The organism is Pseudomonas sp. MWU16-30323, from assembly GCF_020515595.1.
GTDB lineage: Bacteria > Pseudomonadota > Gammaproteobacteria > Pseudomonadales > Pseudomonadaceae > Aquipseudomonas > Aquipseudomonas yamanorum.
Map to the genome: position 1 here is coordinate 83,028 of NZ_JAIWYM010000011.1, position 22,912 is coordinate 105,939.

The 22,912-nt window shown below is 62.4% G+C and carries 18 protein-coding genes; 5 read left to right on the forward strand and 13 right to left on the reverse strand.

Translation table 11 applies throughout. The annotated features are described in order from the left end of the window. Nucleotides 1-315: 315 nt before the first annotated feature. The gene (locus LIY45_RS15280; protein ID WP_226476806.1) at nt 316-1,155 is read left to right on the forward strand and encodes a hypothetical protein; all 840 of its coding nucleotides are present in this window, start codon (nt 316-318) and stop codon (nt 1,153-1,155) included. A gap of 54 nt (nt 1,156-1,209) precedes the next feature. On the opposite strand, the gene LIY45_RS15285 is transcribed toward LIY45_RS15280, so the two are convergent. The 13 genes from LIY45_RS15285 to tagH form a co-directional block, all read right to left on the reverse strand. Then, nucleotides 1,210-1,590 (reverse strand): helicase, encoded by a 381-nt coding sequence (locus tag LIY45_RS15285; RefSeq protein WP_226476807.1) that lies wholly within the window; start codon nt 1,588-1,590, stop codon nt 1,210-1,212. Between the two features lie 125 nt (nt 1,591-1,715). After that, nucleotides 1,716-2,639: a type VI secretion system-associated lipoprotein TagQ gene (gene tagQ / locus LIY45_RS15290; RefSeq protein WP_017476719.1), complete on the reverse strand. Its 924-nt coding sequence runs from the start codon at nt 2,637-2,639 to the stop codon at nt 1,716-1,718. Nucleotides 2,640-2,723: 84 nt separating this feature from the next. Beyond that, a complete protein-coding gene (locus LIY45_RS15295) occupies nt 2,724-4,436 on the reverse strand; it encodes an SUMF1/EgtB/PvdO family nonheme iron enzyme (RefSeq protein WP_226476808.1) in 1,713 nt (570 codons plus the stop codon). Continuing rightward, complete coding sequence (locus LIY45_RS15300; RefSeq protein ID WP_226476809.1) at nt 4,429-5,613, reverse strand: ABC transporter permease; 1,185 nt, start codon at nt 5,611-5,613, stop codon at nt 4,429-4,431. Before LIY45_RS15300 ends, LIY45_RS15295 begins: the two co-directional genes overlap by 8 nt. Next, nucleotides 5,613-6,317 carry an ABC transporter ATP-binding protein gene (locus tag LIY45_RS15305; RefSeq protein WP_017476722.1) on the reverse strand — a complete coding sequence of 235 codons (705 nt, stop codon included), beginning with the start codon at nt 6,315-6,317 and terminating at the stop codon, nt 5,613-5,615. The genes LIY45_RS15300 and LIY45_RS15305 overlap by 1 nt, the downstream gene beginning before the upstream one ends. After that, nucleotides 6,317-9,334 carry a serine/threonine-protein kinase gene (locus tag LIY45_RS15310; RefSeq protein ID WP_226476810.1) on the reverse strand — a complete coding sequence of 1,006 codons (3,018 nt, stop codon included), beginning with the start codon at nt 9,332-9,334 and terminating at the stop codon, nt 6,317-6,319. The genes LIY45_RS15305 and LIY45_RS15310 overlap by 1 nt, the downstream gene beginning before the upstream one ends. Beyond that, on the reverse strand, nt 9,331-10,050 hold the full coding sequence (locus LIY45_RS15315) for a protein phosphatase 2C domain-containing protein (RefSeq protein WP_017476724.1): 720 nt from the start codon (nt 10,048-10,050) through the stop codon (nt 9,331-9,333). Before LIY45_RS15315 ends, LIY45_RS15310 begins: the two co-directional genes overlap by 4 nt. Then, on the reverse strand, nt 10,051-10,710 hold the full coding sequence (tagF, locus tag LIY45_RS15320) for a type VI secretion system-associated protein TagF (protein WP_226476811.1): 660 nt from the start codon (nt 10,708-10,710) through the stop codon (nt 10,051-10,053). It abuts the gene before it with no gap. Continuing rightward, complete coding sequence (tssM, locus tag LIY45_RS15325; protein WP_226476812.1) at nt 10,707-14,207, reverse strand: type VI secretion system membrane subunit TssM; 3,501 nt, start codon at nt 14,205-14,207, stop codon at nt 10,707-10,709. Before tssM ends, tagF begins: the two co-directional genes overlap by 4 nt. Then, nucleotides 14,204-15,493 carry a DotU family type VI secretion system protein gene (locus LIY45_RS15330; protein ID WP_226476813.1) on the reverse strand — a complete coding sequence of 430 codons (1,290 nt, stop codon included), beginning with the start codon at nt 15,491-15,493 and terminating at the stop codon, nt 14,204-14,206. Before LIY45_RS15330 ends, tssM begins: the two co-directional genes overlap by 4 nt. 6 nt (nt 15,494-15,499) lie before the next feature. After that, the gene (gene tssK, locus LIY45_RS15335; RefSeq protein WP_226476814.1) at nt 15,500-16,834 is read right to left on the reverse strand and encodes a type VI secretion system baseplate subunit TssK; all 1,335 of its coding nucleotides are present in this window, start codon (nt 16,832-16,834) and stop codon (nt 15,500-15,502) included. A gap of 14 nt (nt 16,835-16,848) precedes the next feature. Then, nucleotides 16,849-17,355, reverse strand: a complete 507-nt coding sequence (gene tssJ / locus LIY45_RS15340) for a type VI secretion system lipoprotein TssJ (protein WP_017476729.1) — start codon at nt 17,353-17,355, stop codon at nt 16,849-16,851. A gap of 52 nt (nt 17,356-17,407) precedes the next feature. Then, a complete protein-coding gene (tagH, locus tag LIY45_RS15345; protein ID WP_226476815.1) occupies nt 17,408-18,736 on the reverse strand; it encodes a type VI secretion system-associated FHA domain protein TagH in 1,329 nt (442 codons plus the stop codon). A 404-nt stretch (nt 18,737-19,140) separates the two neighbouring features. On the opposite strand from tagH, the gene tssA reads away from it, so the two are divergent. From tssA to LIY45_RS15365, 4 genes are all read left to right on the forward strand, one after another. After that, a complete protein-coding gene (tssA, locus tag LIY45_RS15350) occupies nt 19,141-20,160 on the forward strand; it encodes a type VI secretion system protein TssA (protein WP_226476816.1) in 1,020 nt (339 codons plus the stop codon). Between the two features lie 54 nt (nt 20,161-20,214). Further along, nucleotides 20,215-20,721 (forward strand): type VI secretion system contractile sheath small subunit, encoded by a 507-nt coding sequence (gene tssB, locus LIY45_RS15355; RefSeq protein ID WP_010168268.1) that lies wholly within the window; start codon nt 20,215-20,217, stop codon nt 20,719-20,721. 2 nt (nt 20,722-20,723) lie between these two features. Then, entirely contained in the window at nt 20,724-22,220 is a 1,497-nt protein-coding gene (tssC, locus tag LIY45_RS15360) for a type VI secretion system contractile sheath large subunit (protein ID WP_017476732.1), read from the forward strand. Nucleotides 22,221-22,394: 174 nt separating this feature from the next. Continuing rightward, nucleotides 22,395-22,883 carry a type VI secretion system tube protein Hcp gene (locus LIY45_RS15365; protein ID WP_003213345.1) on the forward strand — a complete coding sequence of 163 codons (489 nt, stop codon included), beginning with the start codon at nt 22,395-22,397 and terminating at the stop codon, nt 22,881-22,883. The last annotated feature ends 29 nt before the right edge of the window (nt 22,884-22,912 follow it).

Consider the following 22,912-nt stretch of genomic DNA (forward strand, 5'->3'; position numbering starts at 1 on the left):
ACCACTAACGCAGCTTTTTTTTGCGCGGCTTCAAATACTGGGTCAGCCCCTGAAACCAGATCGCCAATCAACAGTTGATTCGGACCCTTTGCTTTCAATCCGTGGTAACAACCCTACAATTTTAACTAGCAAGAACTTCCCTGTAACGCTAACGACCGAAAATACGTAAACGAACGTTTCAAGAAACAAAAACAACACAAACGCAGTCCCCCCTCCAAATAGATACGTTCAGAAATAGTTCAAAATGAATCCAAACTGCTGATTAATACACTCATCAGACGCAGGTAATATTCGAAACCCCAGGAAATAATACATATGCACGTTAATGTTATAAACCCACTCCCCCAAGACTTCCGCTTAACCCCCTCTACCGTCGTGGATGGAAACTTAACGCCTAAAGTAGAACATTTCGGGAATATAAAAATCACATCGTATCGGGAGCCTGGTCATACAACTCTCGCTGCTGGTGATTTCCCCCCTACCTCCAAGGTAGTCATTGAGACAGGGTCCGAAAATGACCAAATCCGTCTCAGAATGGGTGCTGGCGATCAGGTACTTGCCGAGATTAACGGCGTTACAGTTCCTCTGGACTTGGATGGGGATTGGCGCAAAGGCCAGATCGTTATAAAAACTGGGCCAGGTAACGACAAAATCACTGTAGATAATGATGTTTTGACATTAATAGACATCGACACTGGGGAAGGTGACGACACCGTAAAAACCGGGGGAGGAAATGCCGAGGTAAAACTCGGAGAAGGGGACGACTCCGGGGAACTGGGTGTTGGAGACGGATTTCTGCATGGCGAAGGTGGCAACGACGTCCTACGTGGTGGAAGCGGTGGTTCCAGCCATATTAGCGGCGGTGCGGGGAGTAACACGATACGCAGTGCTACCGCAGGCCAAACATGGGTAGTCGCCGAGGGAGATCGCGATGTTATACACGTAAACGCTCCGACGACTATTAATACCAACGCCCGTTCCACACACATGCATATTGACCAAAATACTCCAGCCGATATCAAGATTCATCAGGATGCGGGCAATACTGAAACATACATTTGGGGTGCCACCCAGGCTGGTGACGGGGACGAGAATGTAACTTTCACGGAACGAGATGAGCCAGGCAAAGATAGCCGATATTATCTACCGTTATAAGTCTATTCTTCCCAAGCTGCGCCTCGGGATTTAATGCCCCGAGGCCAACAACCACTAACGCAGCTTTTTTTTGCGTGGTTTCAAATACTTGGTCAGCCCCTGGAACCAGATCACCAGCGCCGGGTTGCCCTTGATCTGGATCGACTTGTCCTGAATCCCCGTCATGAACGCCAGTTGCTTGTTCTTCGCCTGCATCGTGGCGAAGCCGTAGGCGGCGTCTTTAAAGGCGATGGCAAACGCAGGCGCGGGATGGACACCCGAACGGCTGGTGATGCGCTGGTCTTTGACGATGAAGTGACGGGCAACCTTGCCGTCGAGGGTCTGCAGTTGGAACGCCAGGTCCTTGTCACCCAACTGCTGCTGGAACGCGGGGTTGGTGCGGCTGGCTTTGCCCATCAACAGGCCAAGCATCCAGAGAAGAAAACGAAATTTCATGCACACGGCCTCAGTGTAATTATTGGGTGGCCGCAGCAGTTTAACGATTTGTGCAAATAACGCTACCGATCTCCCGTTTTAGCAGGAGATCGGCTGGCGTTTACCGCTTATAGCAACAACTTTGCTTAGACGTTAGGGCAAGGAACCGGTGCCCAGTCCGCCAGGTTTGGATCACGGCACGTGCCTTCGATCTGCGCTTTACCGGCGCTGGCAACCTGCTTGCTTTCAGCCTGCTTGGTCTGGGCGGTCTGGATGGTTTTCTCGGTGGCTACGGCTTCTTTCGGCACGGTCGGCAGTACCGGTTTCTTGGCAACTTTCACCGGCTTCTTGCCTTTGGTCGGCGTCACCACCGGCGTGGTGTCAGCAGTCGCAACAGTGACTACGTCAGCACGTTGTACACCCACTTGTTGCAGGTCCTGCTCGTAAGCCTGGGTGTAGTTGTTCAGGTCTTCGCTGGCCTTGCCGTTGACCGCGACGATCAGGTCGTTGGACTCTTTCAGGCCCGAGACGATTTCTGCCAGACGCTTGCGGCCTTCGACGTCGTTGACGGCCTTGGCCTTGCGGTCAGCCACCAGCTTGGTGAACGCGCTCTGGTAGCACTGCTGGGACGCCTTGGCGTACGCAGTGCTGCGGTCGATGTCGGAAGCGCGCTTGTTGACGTCAGTGGCGTAGGAGGCGATGCGCTGGTTGTCATCGGTGATCTGCTTCTGGCGCTCGGTGTAGTAACCCGCAGCACCACCGGCCAGGGCGCCGCCCGCTGCCCCGATGGCAGCATTGCGGCCGCGCTTGTCAGAGTCACCGGTCAGGGCGCCCAGCAAGGCACCACCGGCTGCACCCAGGGCGGCACCGGTAACCACTGACTTGGTCAGGTCCGAATCGGTAGCGCGCAGGTGCTGCACCGGCTCGTAGCAGTTCGGGTAGTACTCGACCTTGGTGGTCGAGGCGACCTTGTTGGTCGGCGACGTTGCGCAACCGGTCAGCACCGTGCTGAAGCCAGCGGCAATCAACAGCAGATGACGCTTGGAAACTGCCTTACGGGAAAAAATCATCGTTGTGTTCTCTTTTAAGTTTGACTTGCCCAGCACGGCCCACCGCCGCCTGAGTCCCTTCCAAGCTCGCCATACAACCAGCGGTCAAGACCGCTGACCGCTCGCTGCGAGCAATTCCTTCAAAATCGTCGCCGGGTCGGCCCGCTGTTCCTTGCGGTAGTTGCCCACATGGCGAACGAATAACGTCGCACGCGTCACCAGGCTCTTGCCCAGTACCGGCTTGCGATCCAACTCTTCCTTGATCCGTTGAAACTGCGCCTGGATCACCGCATCGGTGTAGCGTGTGCCGGTGGCCAGGTTGTCGATGTAGATCGCCACCGCGCCGTCCAGCGCACTGCGCCCATTGGTGATCGCCGTGGCGAACAGCTGCGCGCTGGCTTCGTCCTTGGCGTCGATGGCCTGCTGGCGGCTCTTCTGCAAATTGATCAGGCGGATGTTGTAGTTGTTGATGGTCTCGGCCACCAGGGCCGCAGACTGAATCAGGTTGCCGGCCGCTTCTTCGCGCTGCTGGGCGATCAGCGAAACATTGCGCTTGAGCTCTTCGTTGACCAGCCCGAGTTCGGCTTGCAAGCGCGGGTCGACGCTGGCGGCGATGATGCTGTCCAGGCGTTTGGTCGGGTCCTGGGCATCATCAATGGCGTCGGTCAGCGAAGCCAGGCGGCCTTCTTTCTGCCACTGGGCGAACAGCTCCTTGTAGCGCGAACGCGGCGCCGACAAGGCGCCAATCGCCACGCGAAAGCCGGTGGTCTCGTTGCTTTGTTCAGTGCCGTCAGCGGCGAACAACGGGTACTCGCGGCGCATGCCGGTGAACAGCGTGCCCTCGCCTTCCAGGTAATTGCCGCCCTTGACCACGAACCCGCCGTAGGTGCCCTGACGACGCCCGGCGTGCACCAATTGGAAGGATTCCTGGACCATTTCCGCCGCGTTGCCGATCACATCGAACATGCCAATCGGGTTGGGCAGCTTGGTGCCGATAGGCATCAACCGCGCCGCTTGGCCGGTGCCACCGGCAACCTGATTGAACACCGCATAATCGGCGAGGGGGCCATCGCTTTCGCTGCCCTCGGTGCGCCGTGGGAACAGTCGGCCTTCCAGGTCCTGACGGCTGACCGCCTGGCCACCGCGAGCGGCGAACTCCCACTCCACTTCGGTAGGCAGGCGCACAAAGCCCAGGCCGCCGTCATCTGCCGAAGCACCGCGACCACTCACCGGCAACAGCTCGCGGTGGTATTTCATCAACCAGGCGCTGTACACCGCCGAGAAGCGTTCCGCTTCAAAACGCGACAGCTTGACCTTGGGCAGGCGCGCCGCCATGCCGGTGGGAACGTCACAGGCCGGGGCGGGTTCGCCGCTGGCCAGGGACTGCGCCTGGGACATGACCTGCGCGTATTGCCGGGCGGTGACTTCATACTTGCCGATGAAGTACAGCATCGGCTTGAGCGGGGTCTTGGCGTCGGTCTTGGGCATCAACGGCGCGATGACTTTGTTCCAGTCCTTGGGCAGGTCCTTGAGGGTGAATTGGCCATTGATAAAGTCCCGGCGATAACCGGAAATGAACGACTGCTGGTAGCCCGCTTCGCCTTCGCTGAACGGGTAGCCAAGGCTGATCTCGCGGTCATCCAGGGTGCCCTGGGCCAGCACGTAGGCGTAGCGGAACACCATGTTGCCTTCGCAGGGCAGCGGCAGGCTGACGTCATCCGGCAACGGTTTGGGGTTGTCCAGCTTGTCGCTGGCCTCATCGGCCCAGGCCACGCAGGACAGGGTCAGCGCCACGGCGGCGCCCAGTAACTTATACATCTCTGATTCCTTCAGAAGCCTGGATCCGCGCCACACGCCAACCGCCACAGGCCGCCGCCACGGCACTGACGCCAAGGACAGCTGCCAGGGCCAGGCCGTAATGACGCGCCAGCAGGTGACTGGCGTATTCGCCCGGCACCTGCACGAATAATCGGTTCAGGCCTGACTCTGCCAGGCCGTACAACACACCGCTGAATACAGCGGCAAACCCCGCGCTGTAGAGCGCCTGCACCACCACAAACAGCAACAGCCCAGCGGTGGAAAACCCCAACAGCCGCAACACCGACAACTCCCGGCGCTTGCGTGCAACCGACGCCAGCGCACCGGCGAAGATCGCCGCAAACGCGCCCGCCAACGCCAGCCCGGCGATGATCCAGAACACGATCGACAGGTTGCGGCTCAACGACTGCACTTGGGCGATGGTCTGGGCCTGGGTCGACACCAACAGATGCTGTCCGGCGAAATACACCCGCAGCGGCTCCACATCCACCAGGCGCCGCGCATACAAACGAAACGCCGGGTAAACCCGCTGCTCGCTCACACCCACCGCATCGCCGTCCCAGCCAAACGCCGGCACCGCACGGCCATCGCGATAATCTTCTGCCGCTTCCAGCAAGCCCAAGGGCGCAAACAGTCCATCCCGGGCGAAGGCTTCCAGCGGCAATACGTGCAGCACCTGGACCCGAGTGCGCTGCGACTCGACCCGCCCCGCCACCTGGCGACCAAAACTGGCCTCCAGCCAATCACCGGCCTTTGCCCCGAGCTTCTCGGCGGCCGTGTGGCTCAGCACGATCTGATCCAGGCCCTTGGGCATCGGCATGCCGGCCAGCAATGGATCGTTGTCGGCAGTCGGCAGCATCTCCACGGTCACTGCGCCCAACTGCGCCGTCGCTGCAATCTGCCGGGTGCGCGGCAAGGCAAACGCCACGTCATTGCGCTGGCGCAGTTGCTCGACAAATTCACTGCTGAAACGACCACCGCCCAACGGAATAATTTCCCGGGTGGCCGGGTCGTTTTCCAAACGTTCGGTCAAACTGCTAACCAGTCCATATTTCAGGCCAAATAACACCAGCAGCGGGGCGATCACCGCCACCAGCGCGAGCACCGAACACACCGACAGCCACGCGTCGTTGCGGTAATCCTGCCAGGCCAGGGAAGCCACCAGGGCAATACGCATCAGCAGGCCTCCCCGAGGGTCGCGGTGACGCCGCCGTCGGTGTCGCGCCGGCAACTGATGCGCCGCACTTGCAAGCCGCTGGCCCGGGCCAGGGGTTCGTCATGGGTGGCGATCACGCAGCACGCGCCGTTATTCCGGGCCTGGGCCAACAGGGCCTGCATCACCCGTTCGGCGTTCAACGGGTCGAGCGCAGCGGTGGGCTCATCCGCCAGCAACAACTGCGGACCATGGGCCAGTGCCCTCGCGCAGCTGACCCGCTGACGCTGGCCGACGGACAACGCCGCTGGCTTCTTATCCAACTGATCCGTGATCTCCAACTGCTCGGCCAGCCGCGCCACGCTGCCATCGTCCTTCAACCCCAGGAGTTGCCGCGACAACGCAATATTGCCGCGCACATCGAGAAAACCCAGCAGGCCACCGGTTTGCAGCACATAACCCAGGTGCCGACTGCGCAGGTCTGCCAGCGCGCTTTGCTGGTCACCGCGCCAGAGTCCGGCGATGTCGACACGGTTGAGCTCGAACTGCCCGACCTGATCCGGCGCCAACACCAATGCGAGCAAATCCAGCAAGGTGCTCTTGCCACAGCCGCTCGGCCCGACCACCGCCAACTGTTCACCCGCACGCAGTTGCAGGCCCGGAATCACCAGGCTGTAGCGCTGGGCGCCAACGCCCCGGCTCTTGTGCACCGCGCTCAAGTTCAGCATTACGGCAGCGTCGACAACGGCACGCGGTACAACGCATCACCCGGCTCGGCATCGCCGAAACGGACCCAGTTGGCCACGTCGTTGTGGAAGGTTTCGTAGAGGCGGATCTTCGAATCCAGCTCGTCGATAAAGTCTTCCTGCTCGGCCACGCTCAACGACAGCCACAAGTCCTGGGTCATGTTCAGCGACTTGCTGCGATACGGCAGGCCTTCGAGGTATTCGCCAAGGATGCCGCCGTCCGCCAGGTTGCCGCCTTTTTTCAGGGCCTGTGGATCGCGGCTCATATAGGCCGAGGCGCTGGCGATTTCCTGGAAGAAATCCTTGGGTGAGGTCTGGGTTTTACGCGCGGCGTCGACGATCAGTTTCAAGGATTGCTGCAAATCGTTGAGCTGCAATTTGGTCAGCATCACGCACACCTGGAAGGCCGGCAACGCGGTGTTGGTGAGGTCGCGGTCGGCGGTCCAGGCACTCACCAGTTGCGGCGCCTGGCTCGCCGTTTTGCGGCCGAGGAAATCCATGTGCATCGCATAACCGACGGCGGCGGACTTGTCCGCCAGGGTCGGTGCGGCACTGAGCAGCGGTACCGGCTGCGGCGTGTTGCTGCGTACTTGATGCACCAGGTTGGCGAACACGGTGCCGATCTCGTCAACCCGCTCACCGAACTTGCGCACATCGCCGCCGGGCACCGGCGTGTACAGGTCGCCGATCTGCGGGTTGGCGTCGGCGGTGAGGGTGCGGTATTGGGTTTCGGCGCCGCTGTGGGTTTTCTTGCCGGCATCGGTGCGCAGGTGCAGGGCGTAGATCTTGATCTGCTTGCCCAGCGCCGCCTGGCGTACTTCGGCTTCGTTCATCTGGGTGGTGGCGAACGGGTCGTTCTTGCGCAGCGCACCGGCGTCGGTCACCAGCAGGATCAGGCGTCCGCCGTAACCGGACCAGTCCATGCCTTCCACTGCCTGCATCACACCGGCGAACGCATCTTCGTTGAAGGAGTGGCTGGACACAGTGGACGCCTTCACCTGGCGCGCCATGTCGAGGAAGCGTTGCGGGTCGCGGCCCTGGTCGAGGGTGATCAGGGTCTTGGCCACGTATTCCAGGCCCGGGGTTTTCTTGATGCTGTTGCGAAAGCCCACAAGGCCGAAACTCACGCTGTCCAGCTCGCCACGTTCGGCGATGCGGGTTTGCAGCTCGTGGACCACGTCCCGGACCTGATCGATATACGGCTGCATGGACACGGTGGTGTCGACCACCAGCACCACGGCCGTGCGGAAGGCATCGGCATTGGCATCGATCACCGGCGTTCGACCGACCGCCTTGGCGACGACATCAGGCGTGTTGCCCGGGTCGATGGAGGCGACGTTGAGTAACTGCACCGGCTGGCCGTTTTCGTCGAAGCTCTCTTTGGAGTCGAAGATCGGCAGCAGGTAAAACTGGTTCTGCGGCACAGCACTGGCGGTCGGTTCCAAGGCCAGCACTTGCTGGTTGTCCTCGCTGTTTTTCTGCACCTTGAGCAGCAGGTTTTTCGCCGCCGCCGGATCAGCCAGCAGCTTTTCCACTTCTGCGGATTGGCGCAGGAACATCACCGGCGCCCGGCCCGAACGCTCGGTGAACTTGAGCACCAGGCTCTGCTTCCAGTCGCTGACTTGCGCCGCCGGCAGCCAGCCGTCGCTGCGCCCGTCGGTGGCGGCGCCAACCCGCAGCCACGGGCTGCCGTCGACATCCTTGCGCTGGTAGACGTAGAGCACGGAAAACGCCGGCAAACCTTCGCCTGCCGCACCGCCCGCTTCACTCGACAGTTTTGCGCCGGGCTTGCTCAGTACCCGCTGGAACAGGGTTTTCTTGCCGGCCATCAGCAACGGGCGTTGGCCGCCATCGGCCTGCGTCGCCACAGGTTGCGCGGCAGGCAGCGTGGCAGGTGGCGTGACGGTCTTGGCAGCCTCGGCAACCGGCGGCGCGGCGGGCGCGTCATCGTTCAACCACCAGTAACTCGCGCCCCCAATCGCCAGCGCCACCGCTACGGCAACCGCTGCCAGCGCCAGCACCGGCCCACGGTTTTGTTCAGACACCGCAGAGTGTTGCGTCGGCGTCACCACCGGTTGCCGCACGGGTTGTGGCTGCGGCTTGTCGGTCGGAATTTCGATGGAGACCGGCGTGAGTCCGGCCAGGTCATTCGAGACCGGTACCGGAATCGGCAGAGGCCGAATCAACGTCGCCTCGACCTCGGTCTCCTTCGGCAACTGATCCAACGCCCGCAACAACGCCGCCGCATCCGGGAAGCGTTCCGCCGGATCCTTGGCCAGCAGCTTGCGCAGCACCTCCTGATAGCGCCCGTGATGCACCGGCAACTCCGGCAGCGGTTCAGTCAGGTGCGCCAGCGCAGTGGAAAGTGCATCGGTGCCGTTATAAGGCAGCTTGCCCACGAGGATTTCGTAAAGCACCACGCCCAACGCATACAGGTCGGCGCGGCCATCAATCTCCTGGCCCCGGGCCTGCTCCGGGCTCATATAGCTCGGCGTGCCGACGGCAAATCCGGCCTGGGTGAACTGCGTGCGGTCATCCAGGGACTTGGCGATACCAAAGTCCGACAACACCGCCGTGCCATCCGCGCGGAAAAGAATGTTCGCCGGTTTCACATCGCGATGCACCAGACCCTGAGCATGGGCATAACCCAGCGCCGACGCGATCTGGCGGATATACGTCAGCCCCTGCTCCGGCGTCAGGCCGGCGGCGATGCGCTCCTTGAGCGTGCCGTTGGGCAGGTATTCCATGGCCATGTAGTACAGCTCACCGACATTGCCGATGTCATGGATGGTCACGGTGTGCGGGTGGGACAGGCGCGCCAGGGTCTTGCCTTCGCGCAGGAAGCGCTCGCAGAAGCTCGGGTCGGCCGCCAGCGCTGCCGCCATGATCTTCAGCGCCACCTTGCGCTCCAGGGAACGCTGGGTCGCCAGGTACACGCTGGCCATGGCGCCAACGCCGATTTCGCCTTCGATGTCGTAGCCGGGAATGCTGATGTTCATGTCGACACCTTCACGACAATGGCGGTGATGTTGTCCGGCGCGCCGCGATTGAGCCCCAGGTGCACCAGGCTGCGGACGATTTCATCCGGCTCGGCATGGCTCAGCACTTCGCGGATCTCGTGGTCTTCGACGGTCTTGTTCAGGCCGTCGCTGCACAGCAGGTAACTGTCGCCGGGGGCGATCAACAGGTCGACCGACGACAACGCCAACTGTGCTTCCACGCCAATCGCTCGGGTGACGATATTCGCCCGAGGATGCACCCGGGCATCGGCTTCGCTGAGCAGGCCGCTGTCCTGCAAGTCCTGCACGTAGCTGTGGTCGCGGGAAATGCCCTCCAGCACGCCGTCCCGCAGGCGATACAGGCGGCTGTCGCCGGCCCACAAGCACACGCCACGCAAGCCGCGAGTGGCAAGCAACACCACGGTGCTGCCCATCATGGTCACGCCACGGTTGGCGGTTTCTTCGCGCACCGCGCCGTTGACTCGCAGCAGGTCGCTGCGCAGTGCCGCCGTGTACTCCTCAAGGGAACGGCCCACAGGAATGCTGCGCAGGCTGTCGACAATCAGGCTGCTGACGTAATCCCCTGCTGCGTGCCCGCCCATGCCGTCGGCCACCACCCACAGGCCGTTTTCCGGCAGGTCGAGGCAGGCGTCTTCATTGACTTGGCGAACCATGCCGACGTGGCTTTTGCTGGCGGATTTGAACGTGGACCGCATCTACACAACACCTTCTTGTTCTTGGCCGAGCAAAAATTGCGCAAAATCGTCGGCGGCAGGCAGGCCCTGACACCGCAATAAACCGGGGGAAATCTGTTGCGAACCACGGCCCCACCACAGGCTTGCACCTTCGCAGGCCTGTTCGGCAAGCGCAGTCATCCGCGCCTGCGGGTCTGTGGCGTTGACACGTTGCAGGCCGGCAAAGCGACTGCTCACGGTGCGTGGGCGGCAGGCCGGAGCACCGAGGGATTCGATCCTGTCGCTGAAACCTTCGAAAGTGGCCCCGGCATCCAGGGTGCTCAGCAGCAGCTCTTCCACCTGCTCAAACCAGGCGTCCGGCCCGCCGACGATGGAGGCCGGGTCGGTGTCGTGATCAAACAACGCAGCCACCGTCAGCGGGAAATAGCGCCCCACCCGGTCGATACTCGGCATCACCACGCCCACCGCCGCATCCGGTCCGCACACACCCGGCGCCAACACGAAACGCCACAGCGGGCTGACCAGGTAAGCGTTCAACCAGTCAGACCCGAGGCGGGTCTGGCTGGCGAGCAACCCCGACGCCAGCCAACTGTCCCAAGGGCCGATAAAGCTCTGGGGCAGCGCACGGCTGACAAAGTCGCCGCGGCTGGCCAACTTGCCGTAGAAGCCGAGCGTGGTCATAACCGCTCCGGCAGGCTGAAGCCGTTAAGCACGCGGCTCTTGAACGGATTGAAGGCACTGTTGGCCCGCAGCTCGTAGGAGATGCTCGCGCCGTCGACCCGCAGGCGCAGGTTAAAGCGGTCCGGTGAATTGCCAGCGGTCATGTCCGATTGTTCCAGCAACCGGAACCACGCCCACGGGCCATCCAGCGTCACGCCGGAGCGCCCGCTGGCCGACGGCGGCATGATAGAAATGCGCACCACGCCAATGCTGCCGGGATTCGGCCACTGCATCGCGACCGGGCGGCTCGGGCCGTGGTCGTAGCTCAGTTGCTGGCCGTCCAGGTCCAACAGGAACTGGGTAATGGTCGCGTCCATCGCCACCGGCTTGAGTTCAAAGCGCACGACCGGCTGGGTACCACCGGCGCGGAAAAACGCGTCACGAATGGTCGCCGCGCGCTGGAAGGTTTGCAGCACGCCCGGCGCGATGCCGAGCTTCTGCGCCGCGCCCGGCTGCCAGCGCCAGGTTTGCGTGGAGGTGTCGACGTAAGGTTGCAGGTACTTGCGGAAGTAATTGTCCATCACCCCGCCCACCCCAAAGAACTGCCCGAAGTCATCCAGGGTGGCGTCCCGCGCACTGCCGGGCGACATCGGATAACGCCCGGCCAGAGACTGGCGATACACGTTCACCACTTCACTGACCCACGCCGCATTCAGTTGGTTACGCACCCCGCCCATCATGCTGTTGGTGGTGGAGTTGACCACTGACTTGACCATGCCCTGCACCAGCGGCGGCTGGCGTTCGGCATTCAGGCTGACCCGCGTGGCCGCAGCCGCCGCCTGGTTTTTCGCTTCGCCGAGCAACGCATCGCCGCTGGCGCCGACCATGGCGCTGACCTGCACATACAACGCATTCATGTCCGCCAGCAGGCCATCAATGGCCGCCGGTTCGCCTTCGTTCTTGCTGACGATGCTATTGAGTTCGGCGAAGTGCGCTGTCACCGGATCTTCACTGGCCGCCGGTGCATTCGCAGTCGGCTGGTCCTGGCCGAGCAGGCTGCCGAGACGTTCCTTGAGCTTGTCCACGCCGCCTTCCACCGGCGCGCCCTTGGCGACCAGAAGGCGTTCTTCCGCCTGCAGGTCCGTCTCCTTGGAGACCGCCACCAACAGCTTCTTCAGCGGCGAGGTCGGCCCGGAGATCACCCGCAAAACGTCGGCCGCCTGGGCCACGCTGGTGATCGGCACAAAGTCGATGTCAGCCAGCAAGGCGTCCCACTGGCGCTGATAGTCCTGGAAGTACAGGCGGCGCACGTCGGCTGCGAGGCTGACCACGTTCTGTTGATCCGCCGGCTCGCGGCCCAGCACCCATTGCTCTTCAGCGAGGGTACCGGCCTGGTTCAGGCTGGTCAGCAGGAAGCCCTGACGATAACCCTTGGCGGTGAAGAACCCGCTCAACGGCTCACCCAACGGCTTGCCACTTTTGCGACTGAACACCAGCGCGGCATCGCGGCCCGCCGCTTCGTTGATGCGAAAGTCCGGCACACCTTCCGGCAGTTTCTGGCGCTTGATCCGGTCGTAGACGCGCTGAGCCACCGGCAGTTGTTGCAGTTGCCGGCGCAGGTCGTCAATCAAGCGCGGGTCGAGACGGGCGCTGGGCGGATGACGCTCGAACAAGGCCTGCAAGTGCCCGATCAATGCCTGGCGCTGATCCGCCGGCAGGTCCCGTGGCAGGTTGCGGTCCCAGTCCAGGGCGATCCAGGCCTTGATGAAGTCCGGGTCGTAATGCTCGCTGTCGGCGAGCATCAGGTAGGCCTTCAAGCCTTCATAGAGGAAGTCGGAATTGCCACCGCCGTGCAGTTGCTCTTCGATGCGCGTGACCAAACGGGGGGCGAACACGGCGATCAACAGCTTGCGGTAGACGCTGGCGGATTCAGCTTCGAGCATGTCGCCCTGATACAGGCCCAACCCTTCGGACCAGCTCGGCGAGTCGCCCGCCAGGTTCTTCACGGCGTTGAGCAGCGGCAGCACCGCCAGTACTTCGCGTTGCGCCGGGCTCAGGTTCTGCACGGTCTGGCCCAGCGGTGCGACCTTCTGGTCAACCTGGGCAATGTAGGCCTGGTTGGCGCGATAACTCACCCACCACAGGGTACTGACCACCAGCACCAACGCCACGGTTGCGGCCAACACGCCACGGGCAATCCACTTGCGACGGCGCTCGACCTTCGGGTTGACGCCCACCAGGCCACGCTCGGCAAACGCCACGGCGGTGAACAGTTTTTCGATGAAGTAGCTGCGCCCGGTGCCGGTCTGACGCGCCAGGTGTTGGCGGTCCAGGTTCATGCTCTGGGCCATGGCGCCGATCAAGCGGTCAATCGGGCTGCCTTCCTGGGTGCCGCTGGTGAAGTACACGCCGCGCAGCAAGACGCGCTCTTCAAAGGCATTGGGTTTGAACACGCCTTCGAGGAAGCCTTGCAGGCAATCTTTCAACGCGCCGAACTGCTGCGGGAAACCGTAGATCAGGTCGCGCCGCGCCGGGTCGCGTTCCTGTTGCAGGCGTTCCACCAGGCGCTCGTTGAGGCGCTGCTCCAGGCCGGCGAATTCGCTTTGCAGATGAGCCAGCGGGCTGTCGCTGATCTTGCCGTCATCGAGGGCGAAGGTCATGCCCCACACCTGGGCGCGCTCTTCCTTGCTCAGGTTGTCGAAGAACTCCATGAAGCCCGGCACCAGGTCGAGCTTGGTGAGCATCAGGTAGATCGGGAAGCGCACGCCCAATTGGGTGTACAGCTCCTGGATGCGCAGGCGGATCGCGGCGGCATGGGCGGCACGCTCGGCGTCGCTGCCCAGCAGCAGGTCCGAGAGGCTGATGGCGATAAAGGCACCGTCAATCGGGCGCCGGGAACGCTGTTTTTTCAGCAAGTCGAGGAAGCCCAGCCAGGCGGCTTTATCCACCGTGGAGTTGCTGTCCTGGGTGGTGTAGCGGCCGGCGGTGTCGAGCAATACGGCTTGGTCGGTAAACCACCAATCGCAATTGCGCGTACCGCCCACGCCCCGCACCGCACCGGCACCCAACTGCGCGGCCAAGGGAAAGTGCAGCCCGGAATTGACCAGCGCGGTGGTCTTGCCCGAACCCGGTGGGCCGATGATCACGTACCACGGCAGCTCATACAGGTTGCGGCGCTCGTCACCGCCCAGCTTGGCCTTTTTCAACAGGGCCAGGGCTTCGTCCATGCGCTGGCGCAGGGTCGCCAGCTCTTCGGCGGTGGCAATGCTGGCCGGGTCTGGCGGGGTTTCTGCGGCGAGGCTGCGCATCACTTCGGCGGCCTGGCGACGGGCCTGGATAATCCGGAACACGCGGTAGGCAATCCACACCGCGAACACCAGGATGATCAGCGCCCAACGGCGCCCTTCCGGCACCAGCACATCAAGCAACGGCCCCACAAACCAGATGATCAGGCTCAAGGCGATCAGGCCCAGCAACGGGATCACCCAGCGAATCACAAAACTGAAAAACGCCTTCACTCGACCCCCTCCGCCAATACGGTGATTTCTACCCGGCGATTGCGCGCACGGCCTTCGGCAGTGGCATTGGTCGCCACCGGCTCAGTGTCGCTGCGGCCCTCGGCACTGAAGCGTTCCGGCTGGCCGGTCTTGGCCGCGAGAATCTCCAGCACCGATTTGGCCCGCGCCTCGGACAGCGCCCAGTTGGACGGGAACCGCAGGGTCGCAATCGGACGGTTATCGCTGTGGCCGGTGACCCGCACCTGGCCTTTGACCTTGCGGATGGCATCGGCAATGCGCAGCATCAGTGGCTGGAAGTCATCGACGATGCTGGAGCTGGCCGAGGCGAACAGTTCATCGCCACGGATGGTCACCACGGAACGGTCGACCGCATCTTCCACAGCCACGCGGCCGGCCTTGATGTCTTCCACCAGGAAGCCCGCCAGACGCGGTCGCTCAATGATTTTCGGCTGGGCGACCGGGCGGTCGATGGCCTGCACCGGGATCTCGCCCAGGGCATGAATATTCTTGAATACCGGCTCGGCATCCGACGTCAGTTTCATCCGCAACCCGAACAGCAATGCCAGCAACAGCGCCACGCCGATGGCCACGGCGATCCACGGCGGCATGAACTGCGCCAGGCGATCACGGGCCACGGTGACGCCACGCCAATGGGGCGACAGTTCGCGCTCATGTTCGCCACGGGCACTGCGAATGGCCGCAGCGGTGCGCTCGCGCAAGGCTTCCAGCTGGCTGCGGCCGTCGTTCATCACACGGTAGCGACCTTCGAAACCCAGGCACAGGCACAGGTACAACAGCTCCAGCAGGTACAGGCGCTCCCGCGGGCTTTGCAGGCAGTGATCCAGCAACTGGAAGACCTTTTCGCCACCCCAGGCTTCGTTGTGCACGGTGATCAGCAAGCTCTGTTTGCCCCAGTCACTGGCACTGCCCCACGGCGTACTCAGCACGGCTTCATCGAGGGCGGTGCACAGCGCGTAACGCGCCAACAGCACGTCATTGCGGGCCACGCCGGCGGCCTCGGCACGCTCTTCGAACTGGCGCAAGTAGGCCAGCAACTGCGCGCGCAGGCTCGACGGCGCCGGGTGGGCAATCGTATTACGCAGGCGCGTCAGCAGCGACAGCAACGGGCCGGCGGCGCTTTCCAGGGGGTTCAGGCCTTGGGCCTTGTCGGTCAGGATCGGCGCGGCAGGCATCGACAGCGGCGCCGGTTCTGCGCGAACCGGCTCCGGTGCGCGGCCACCCGGGCGCGGCATGAACTGGGTGCGGTCATCATCATTCGGATGCATCGCGGATTACCCTCGGATGGCCCAGAAAGCCAGGTTCAACCCCGGGAACTGGCCGGCGATGTGGAACGCAAAGCCACCGGAATGACTCAGTTGCTGCCAGTGCTCGCTGCCCCGGTCCAGCTCGTAATAGGTGCTGCCTGCGTGGTACGGAATCTGCCGTGGCGCCACCGGCAGCGGCAGCAGGCCGATGCCCGGCAGTTGCAGGTTGACCATGTCGCGGATGTGCTCCACCGAGCCGACTTTGCTTTGCTGGCCGAAATGCGCGCGCAGGGTTTCTCCCGGCACATCGGCGCGCACCACCAGGATGAAACTGGCGCTGTCGATCAGGGTTTTGTCGGCCAGCATCGCCACGTGTATGCCGTAGGCTTTCTCGACAATCGGGATCGGCGTGGCCTTGCTGTCGATCAGCATCGACAGCGCCTCGCGCAGGGCCTGCATCACCGGGGTGAAGCTCAGGGCCAGGTCGTCGTGCTGGTATTGCGGGTATTCCTTGGGACGGCGGCCAGTGGTGGAGAAGGTCGAGAACTCGCCGGCCAGGCTCACCAGTTCACTGAAGAAACGCTCCGGGTGCAGCGGGCTCAACTGGCTCAGGTGCTGGATCAGCGGCTGGGCGCGGTTGACCAGTTGCAGCAGCATGAAGTCGGCAATCTCCGAAGCGCCACCGGCGCCCGAGGCCACCACGCGCCCGGCCAACGCTTCGCCGCGCTGGTGCAACAGGCCCAGCAGTTCACTGCGGAACGCGGTCAGCGGTTTGCTGGCCGTCACGTCGAGGACCGGCGGGATGTAGCTGTCGTCCAGCACCAAAGCACGGTCGGCGCGTTTTTCCTTGATGCGCACCAGACCGATGGCGGCGTAATCGCTGATGCCATCCTGGGCGGTCAACAGGCGCAAGGCGCGGGAGCCCACCGCCACCGGCGCACGGTTTTCGAAGGGTGCGTTGTCGTCGCGCACTTCCCGCACCTGGCTGACGTAGCGCGCCGCTTCCAGGGCTTCGCCTTCGTCGACGGTGTCGCGGGCACCGGCACGCTTGAGGGGCAGCGCCAGGTAGACCAGGCCATCACGCAGGTGCTCGTCGATGTTCAACGGGCTCGGCGCCAGGTCGTCCTGGGGGATATTGAACGGCGTGCCGTCGGGTAACAAACCGCGTGCCGAGACAATCGCCAGCTTGCCCTGGGCCAGCAGACCCTGGTCAATCAACAGTTCGGAGAAGCCCCAGGCCCCTGCCGCCAACGGGCGGCTGCGCGCATCGATCAGGTTTTCCAGGTAACGGTCATGCTGCTGGAAGTGCTGCGTTCCGATGAACATGCCTTCCGACCAGACCACGCGATTGTTCCAGGACATGGGGGCTCCGATTCTTATTGGGCAGGGCTGGATGGGGGAACCACGACGTCGGCACGCACGGCATGCACATCGAGGCTGATCTGGTATTCGGTGTATTGGCGCGCCGGCACGTTGAGCACCGTGCGCCACTGGGCACGGTCCAGCTCGCGATAGCCCACCAGCAGGCCGATCTGGCGGGTGGACGGGTCGAGGTCGCGCTGGATGCTCAATTGCTGGCCGGGCTGGATCACCACTTCGTCCTGGTCAAGCAGGTCGAGGCCGAGGGTCGACTGGGCGCGATCGGCCAAGGCGAAGTAGTCGGAACGGCTGAAGGTGGCGGCGTTTTTCAGTTCGAAAATCCGCACCCGTACCGGGGCTGCCTGGCCATTGGCGCCGGGGTTGAGCCCGGCAATGGCGTGGAAATGCAGCTCGACGGCGGCGGTGTCTGCCTCAGCCTCGGGGGCCTCGGGTTTGGCTGCATCCTTGGCACACGCCGTCAGCAGAAGCGCGGTGGCGGCTGCGAGTAAAAACCTGGGAATCATCCTGCGTCCTCAATGACGTACTTAGCTATCCGTTGTTCCATGTACTGCGTTGTTAGTGACGCTGTCGGCTGCTGTGCTCTTCGTAGGCACGGCTGAACTCACGCCCGAACAGGTCCTGGAAATCTTCCTGGGCCTCGCGGGAAATATTGCTGTAGAGCTCGGTAAACTGCTGCCAGTACTGGGCCTGGCGCGAACCGTTGAAAATACTCGAGAGCCCGCCGGGCTTGCCCATGCGCTCTTCGAGCTGCGCCGGCTCAAAGCGCGTCAGCAGGTGCTTGATGGCGGCTTCGACCCCGGCCATGACGGCCAGTTGGTGAGCCCGCAGATCGTCGAAACTGTCGCGTACTGCCACGTCCGGTGCCATAAACGCCTGGTTGCTGTGACGCAGTAGCAGCAGTAACGCTTCATCGGCATTCGGGGCAAATTTCAACGGATTGTTTTCCACCGGCTGTATCACCGTCTGTTGCATGCGGAACTCGCCCTTGAGGCTGCTGCGGGCACGCAACACGTCGATCAAACCTTCGACCATCAGCCGGTAACTGCGACCGATGCTTTCCATCTGGGCTTCGGCCTGGGCCTTGTCCAGGCGCAACTGATCGAGGCCAGCGCCGCGCAGGAAGGCTTGCAGCAAATCGGGTTGGTTGGTGTCAGCCACCGGGAGCGGTTGCTCGACCTTGGGCGGCTCGACAATCGGCGGCTGTGGCGGTATTGGCGGCGGCGCAACAGGCTGGGGTGCCGGGGCATCGCCAAACAAATCCCAGTCGTCGGGAATGATTGAGCCGGAGACCAACGGCGCCGGAGGTTCAGCCACAGGCAACGGTGTCGGCGGGCGGAAATCGTGCTGCTCGGCCGGCACGTGATCATGCACGGTGGCCGGCGGTACGCTGGAGGGCGCGAGGAAGTCGAACAGGTCCGGCAGGGTGTCCATCGACGAGGCGCCCTGGAACTGCGGCGCGATCACCGGGTGCGGCGTCGGGGTGCTCACGGCGGCACCCATCAGGGCTTCGAAGCTGTTGGAGGCGTGACCGGTGAAAGACGGGGAATCTGTCACTTTCAGGTTGAAATCGATACGCGCCTGGATTTCGTAATCACCGATGCGAATCAGCTCGCCGTCTTGCAATGGCTCACTGCTTCCCCGGCGCAAACGAATGCCGGCATGCACTAACTCAACCCCATTAGTGCTGTTATCGGTTAAGTAGTAGCGCCCCTCTTTGTATTGAATAACGCAATGTTGCGTGGAAACCAGGCGCTCTGGATCAGGCAGTATCCAGTCATTTTCGGAACCGCGGCCAATAGCCATTGCCCCCTGATCCATGGACTTTTCAGGGCACTGGCCAGGGGTAATCTTGTGATAACTAGTGATAGTCAAACACAGCGACATCATGCCTCCTTGCTGATACTTCGCGCGCGGCCGTTCCCTGGGAGAACTGCTCCCGAGGGATCCACGACAGATCCTTCCAAAACCTTGAAAGCCTGCTTCAACCCGCGTAATTGCTGATCTTAACCGGCCTGTATGACAAAAATCCTGCCTCGGCACCTGCTTCGACTGACCAGTCGCGCAAGATGTTAAGCACCGCACATCTGTCATAGAGGGCGAATAGCTTACCTTGACAAGGCATAAGTACTACACCAAAAATGCACAACTTCTTGAACACCAGTGATGGCACTTTGAAATCAGCACGATATCAAAGCGCTAAATATGACCAAGAAAACATGCAAAGTTCCTCGCGCAACTAATGCATGAGTTGCCCGTTATCTAACGGGCTGATAGGGAGATCGAATTTAGTGGATGTGCCTCTGCTGCTCACCGCCGTTTCCGCGACTTCGCCTTGTGGCGAAGACTTGGAATATGACGCCGATTATTTGCATCTTGAGCGTGCCGCACAGGGTCAACCCGAGCGCAGCATGGGCGACTCGATCCTGCCTGCCGAACCTCCGGAATGGCGCAGCATCCAGCAGCAAAGCCTCGACCTCCTGCAACGCAGCAAAGACCTGCGCATCACCCATTTCCTGTTGCAAAGCGCCCTCGCCCTCCAGGGCATCGCGGGGCTTGCCGACGCGCTCACGCTGATCAACGCGCTGCTGCGCGAATACTGGGCCGACCTGCATCCGCGCCTGGATGCCGACGACGACAACGACCCCACCGTGCGCATCAACGCCCTCAGCGGCGTGGCCAGCGACGCGAACATCCGCCTGCTGCGCGAAGCCATTCTCACCCGTTCGCGCACCTTTGGCCCCGTCAGCCTGCGCGCTGCGCTGAATGCCAGCGGGCTGCAGAGTTTCGCCGGCGAAAGCCTCGGCGCCGAACAGCTCAACGGCGCGTTTCTCGACAGCGATGCCGAGCAACTGCAAGCCACCCGCGACGCGCTGAACGCCGCCCGCACCGCCTGTGATGCCATCGAACAATACGTCAGCGACCAGGTCGGTTCCGCCCAGGGCGTGGACCTCGGCCCCTTGAAGCAATTGCTCAAGCAGGCCGTGCAGATACTCAACCAATACGCCCCACACAGCGGCGCCGCCAGCGAGCCCGAGGTTGTCAGTGACGACAATGCCCCCTCGGTTGAATACGCCGCCGCGCCCGTTGCAGCACGCCCGACCGGCGACATCGCCAGCCGCGATGAAGTGCTGCGCAGCCTCGACAAAATCCTTGCGTACTACACCCGGCACGAGCCTTCGAGCCCGCTGCCGGTGCTGTTGAACCGAGCGAAGAATCTGGTGCACGCCGACTTTGCGGCCATCGTGCGCAACCTGATTCCCGACGGCATGTCCCAATTTGAAAATCTGCGCGGGCCGGACAGCGAATAAGCGTACGGATCGCGCAGTTACAACACCGTCGCTCAAGCGACCAGGAGCAGCAACGTGGCGAAGCAAAGTTCTCAGAAATTCATCGCGCGCAACCGTGCGCCTCGGGTGCAGATCGAGTACGACGTCGAGCTCTACGGCGCCGAGAAAAAGGTCCAGCTGCCCTTCGTCATGGGCGTGATGGCCGACCTCGCCGGCAAGCCCGCGGAACCTCTGGCGCCTGTGGCCGACCGCAAGTTCCTTGAAGTGGACGTCGACAACTTCGACTCGCGCCTCAAGGCCATGCAGCCACGCGTCGCGTTCCACGTGCCCAACGAGCTGACCGGCGAAGGCAACCTGAGCCTGGACATCACCTTCGAAAGCATGGACGACTTCAGCCCCGCTGCCGTGGCACGCAAGGTCGACTCGCTGAACAAGCTGCTCGAAGCCCGCACGCAGCTGGCCAACCTGCTGACCTACATGGACGGCAAGACCGGCGCTGAAGAAATCATCATGAAAGCGATCAAGGACCCGGCATTGCTGCAGGCCCTTGCGAGCGCGCCGAAGCCGGCAGGGGACCAGTAATCATGACCGAGAATACCGCCCGCGAAGGCGCCCAGAACCTGGGCGCTACCGAAGAAACCAGCGAGTTCGCGTCGCTGCTGCTGCAAGAATTCAAACCCAAGACCGAGCGTGCCCGCGAAGCCGTGGAAACCGCCGTGCGCACCCTGGCCGAGCAGGCACTGGCCCAGACCGACTTGGTGTCCAACGACGCCATCAAGTCGATCGAATCGATCATCGCCGCCATCGACGCCAAGCTCACCGCCCAGGTCAACCAGATCATCCATCACCAGGATTTCCAGCAGCTGGAAAGCGCCTGGCGTGGCCTGCACTATCTGGTGAACAACACCGAGAGCGATGAGCAGCTGAAGATTCGCGTGCTCAACATCTCCAAGCCGGACCTGCACAAGACCCTGAAGAAATTCAAGGGCACCGCATGGGACCAGAGCCCGATCTTCAAGAAGATGTACGAAGAAGAATACGGCCAGTTCGGCGGCGAACCGTACGGTTGCCTGGTGGGCGACTACTACTTCGACCAGTCGCCTCCCGACGTGGAACTGCTGGGGGAGCTGTCGAAAGTCTGCGCGGCCATGCACGCACCGTTCATTGCCGCGGCTTCGCCGACCGTGATGGGCATGGGCTCGTGGCAGGAACTGTCGAACCCGCGCGACCTGACCAAGATCTTCACCACCCCGGAATACGCCGGCTGGCGCTCCCTGCGTGAATCGGAAGACTCGCGCTACATCGGCCTGACCATGCCGCGCTTCCTGGCGCGCCTGCCGTACGGCGCCAAGACCGACCCGGTGGAAGCCTTCGCCTTCGAAGAAAACACCGACGGTGCCGACAGCTCCAAGTACACCTGGGCCAACGCGGCCTACGCGATGGCGGTGAACATCAACCGTTCGTTCAAGCACTTCGGCTGGTGCTCGCGCATCCGTGGCGTGGAGTCTGGCGGTGAAGTCGAGAACCTGCCGGCCCACACCTTCCCGACGGATGACGGCGGTGTGGACATGAAATGCCCGACCGAAATCGCCATCAGCGACCGCCGCGAAGCGGAACTGGCGAAGAACGGTTTCATGCCGCTGCTGCACAAGAAAAACACCGACTTTGCCGCCTTCATCGGCGCCCAGTCGTTGCAGAAACCGGCCGAATACGATGACCCGGACGCCACCGCCAACGCCAACCTGGCCGCGCGCCTGCCGTACCTGTTCGCCACCTGCCGTTTCGCTCACTACTTGAAGTGCATCGTGCGCGACAAGATCGGTTCCTTCAAAGAGAAGGACGAGATGCAGCGCTGGTTGCAGGACTGGATCCTCAACTACGTGGACGGCGACCCGGCGCACTCCACCGAAACCACCAAGGCCCAGCACCCATTGGCCGCTGCCGAAGTGATCGTGGAAGACGTTGAAGGCAACCCGGGGTACTACAACTCCCGGTTCTACCTGCGCCCGCACTACCAGCTTGAAGGGCTGACCGTGTCGCTGCGCCTGGTATCGAAACTGCCTTCGGCAAAAGGCGCGTAATAAAGATCCGTCGGGATCGGGCTTTTTGTGGGAGCCGGGCTTGCCCGCGATGCAGGCGACGCGGTCTGTCAGTCAGACCGCAGTGATGCCATCGCGGGCAAGCCCGGCTCCCACAGAAAAGCACCGCCCTTGGGTTAACCAAATATCGTGGCTGAGTCCACACAGGGAGAAAACATGGCTGTTGATATTTTCATCAAGATCGGCGACATCAAGGGCGAGTCCATGGACAAGGCCCACAAGGACGAAATCGACGTGTTGAACTGGAGCTGGGGCATGGCCCAGTCCGGCAACATGCACGTGGGCGGTGGCGGCGGCGCGGGCAAGGTGAACATCCAGGACCTGTCGCTGACCAAGTACGTCGACAAGGCCTCGCCCAACCTGATGATGCACTGCGCCAGCGGCAAGCACATCGACAAGGTCACGCTGACCGTACGCAAGGCCGGCGGTGAAAGCCAAGTCGAGTACATGATCATCAACCTGGAAGAAGTGCTGGTCACCTCCCTGAGCACCGGCGGTTCGGGCAGCGATGATCGCCTGACCGAAAACGTGACCCTGAACTTTGCCCAGGTGATGGTGGACTACCAGCCACAGAAAGCCGACGGCACCAAAGACGGCGGCGCGATCAAGTTTGGCTGGAACATTCGCTCCAACACCAAACGCTGATTGCCCCTGTAGCCGCCGCCCCAGGTGGC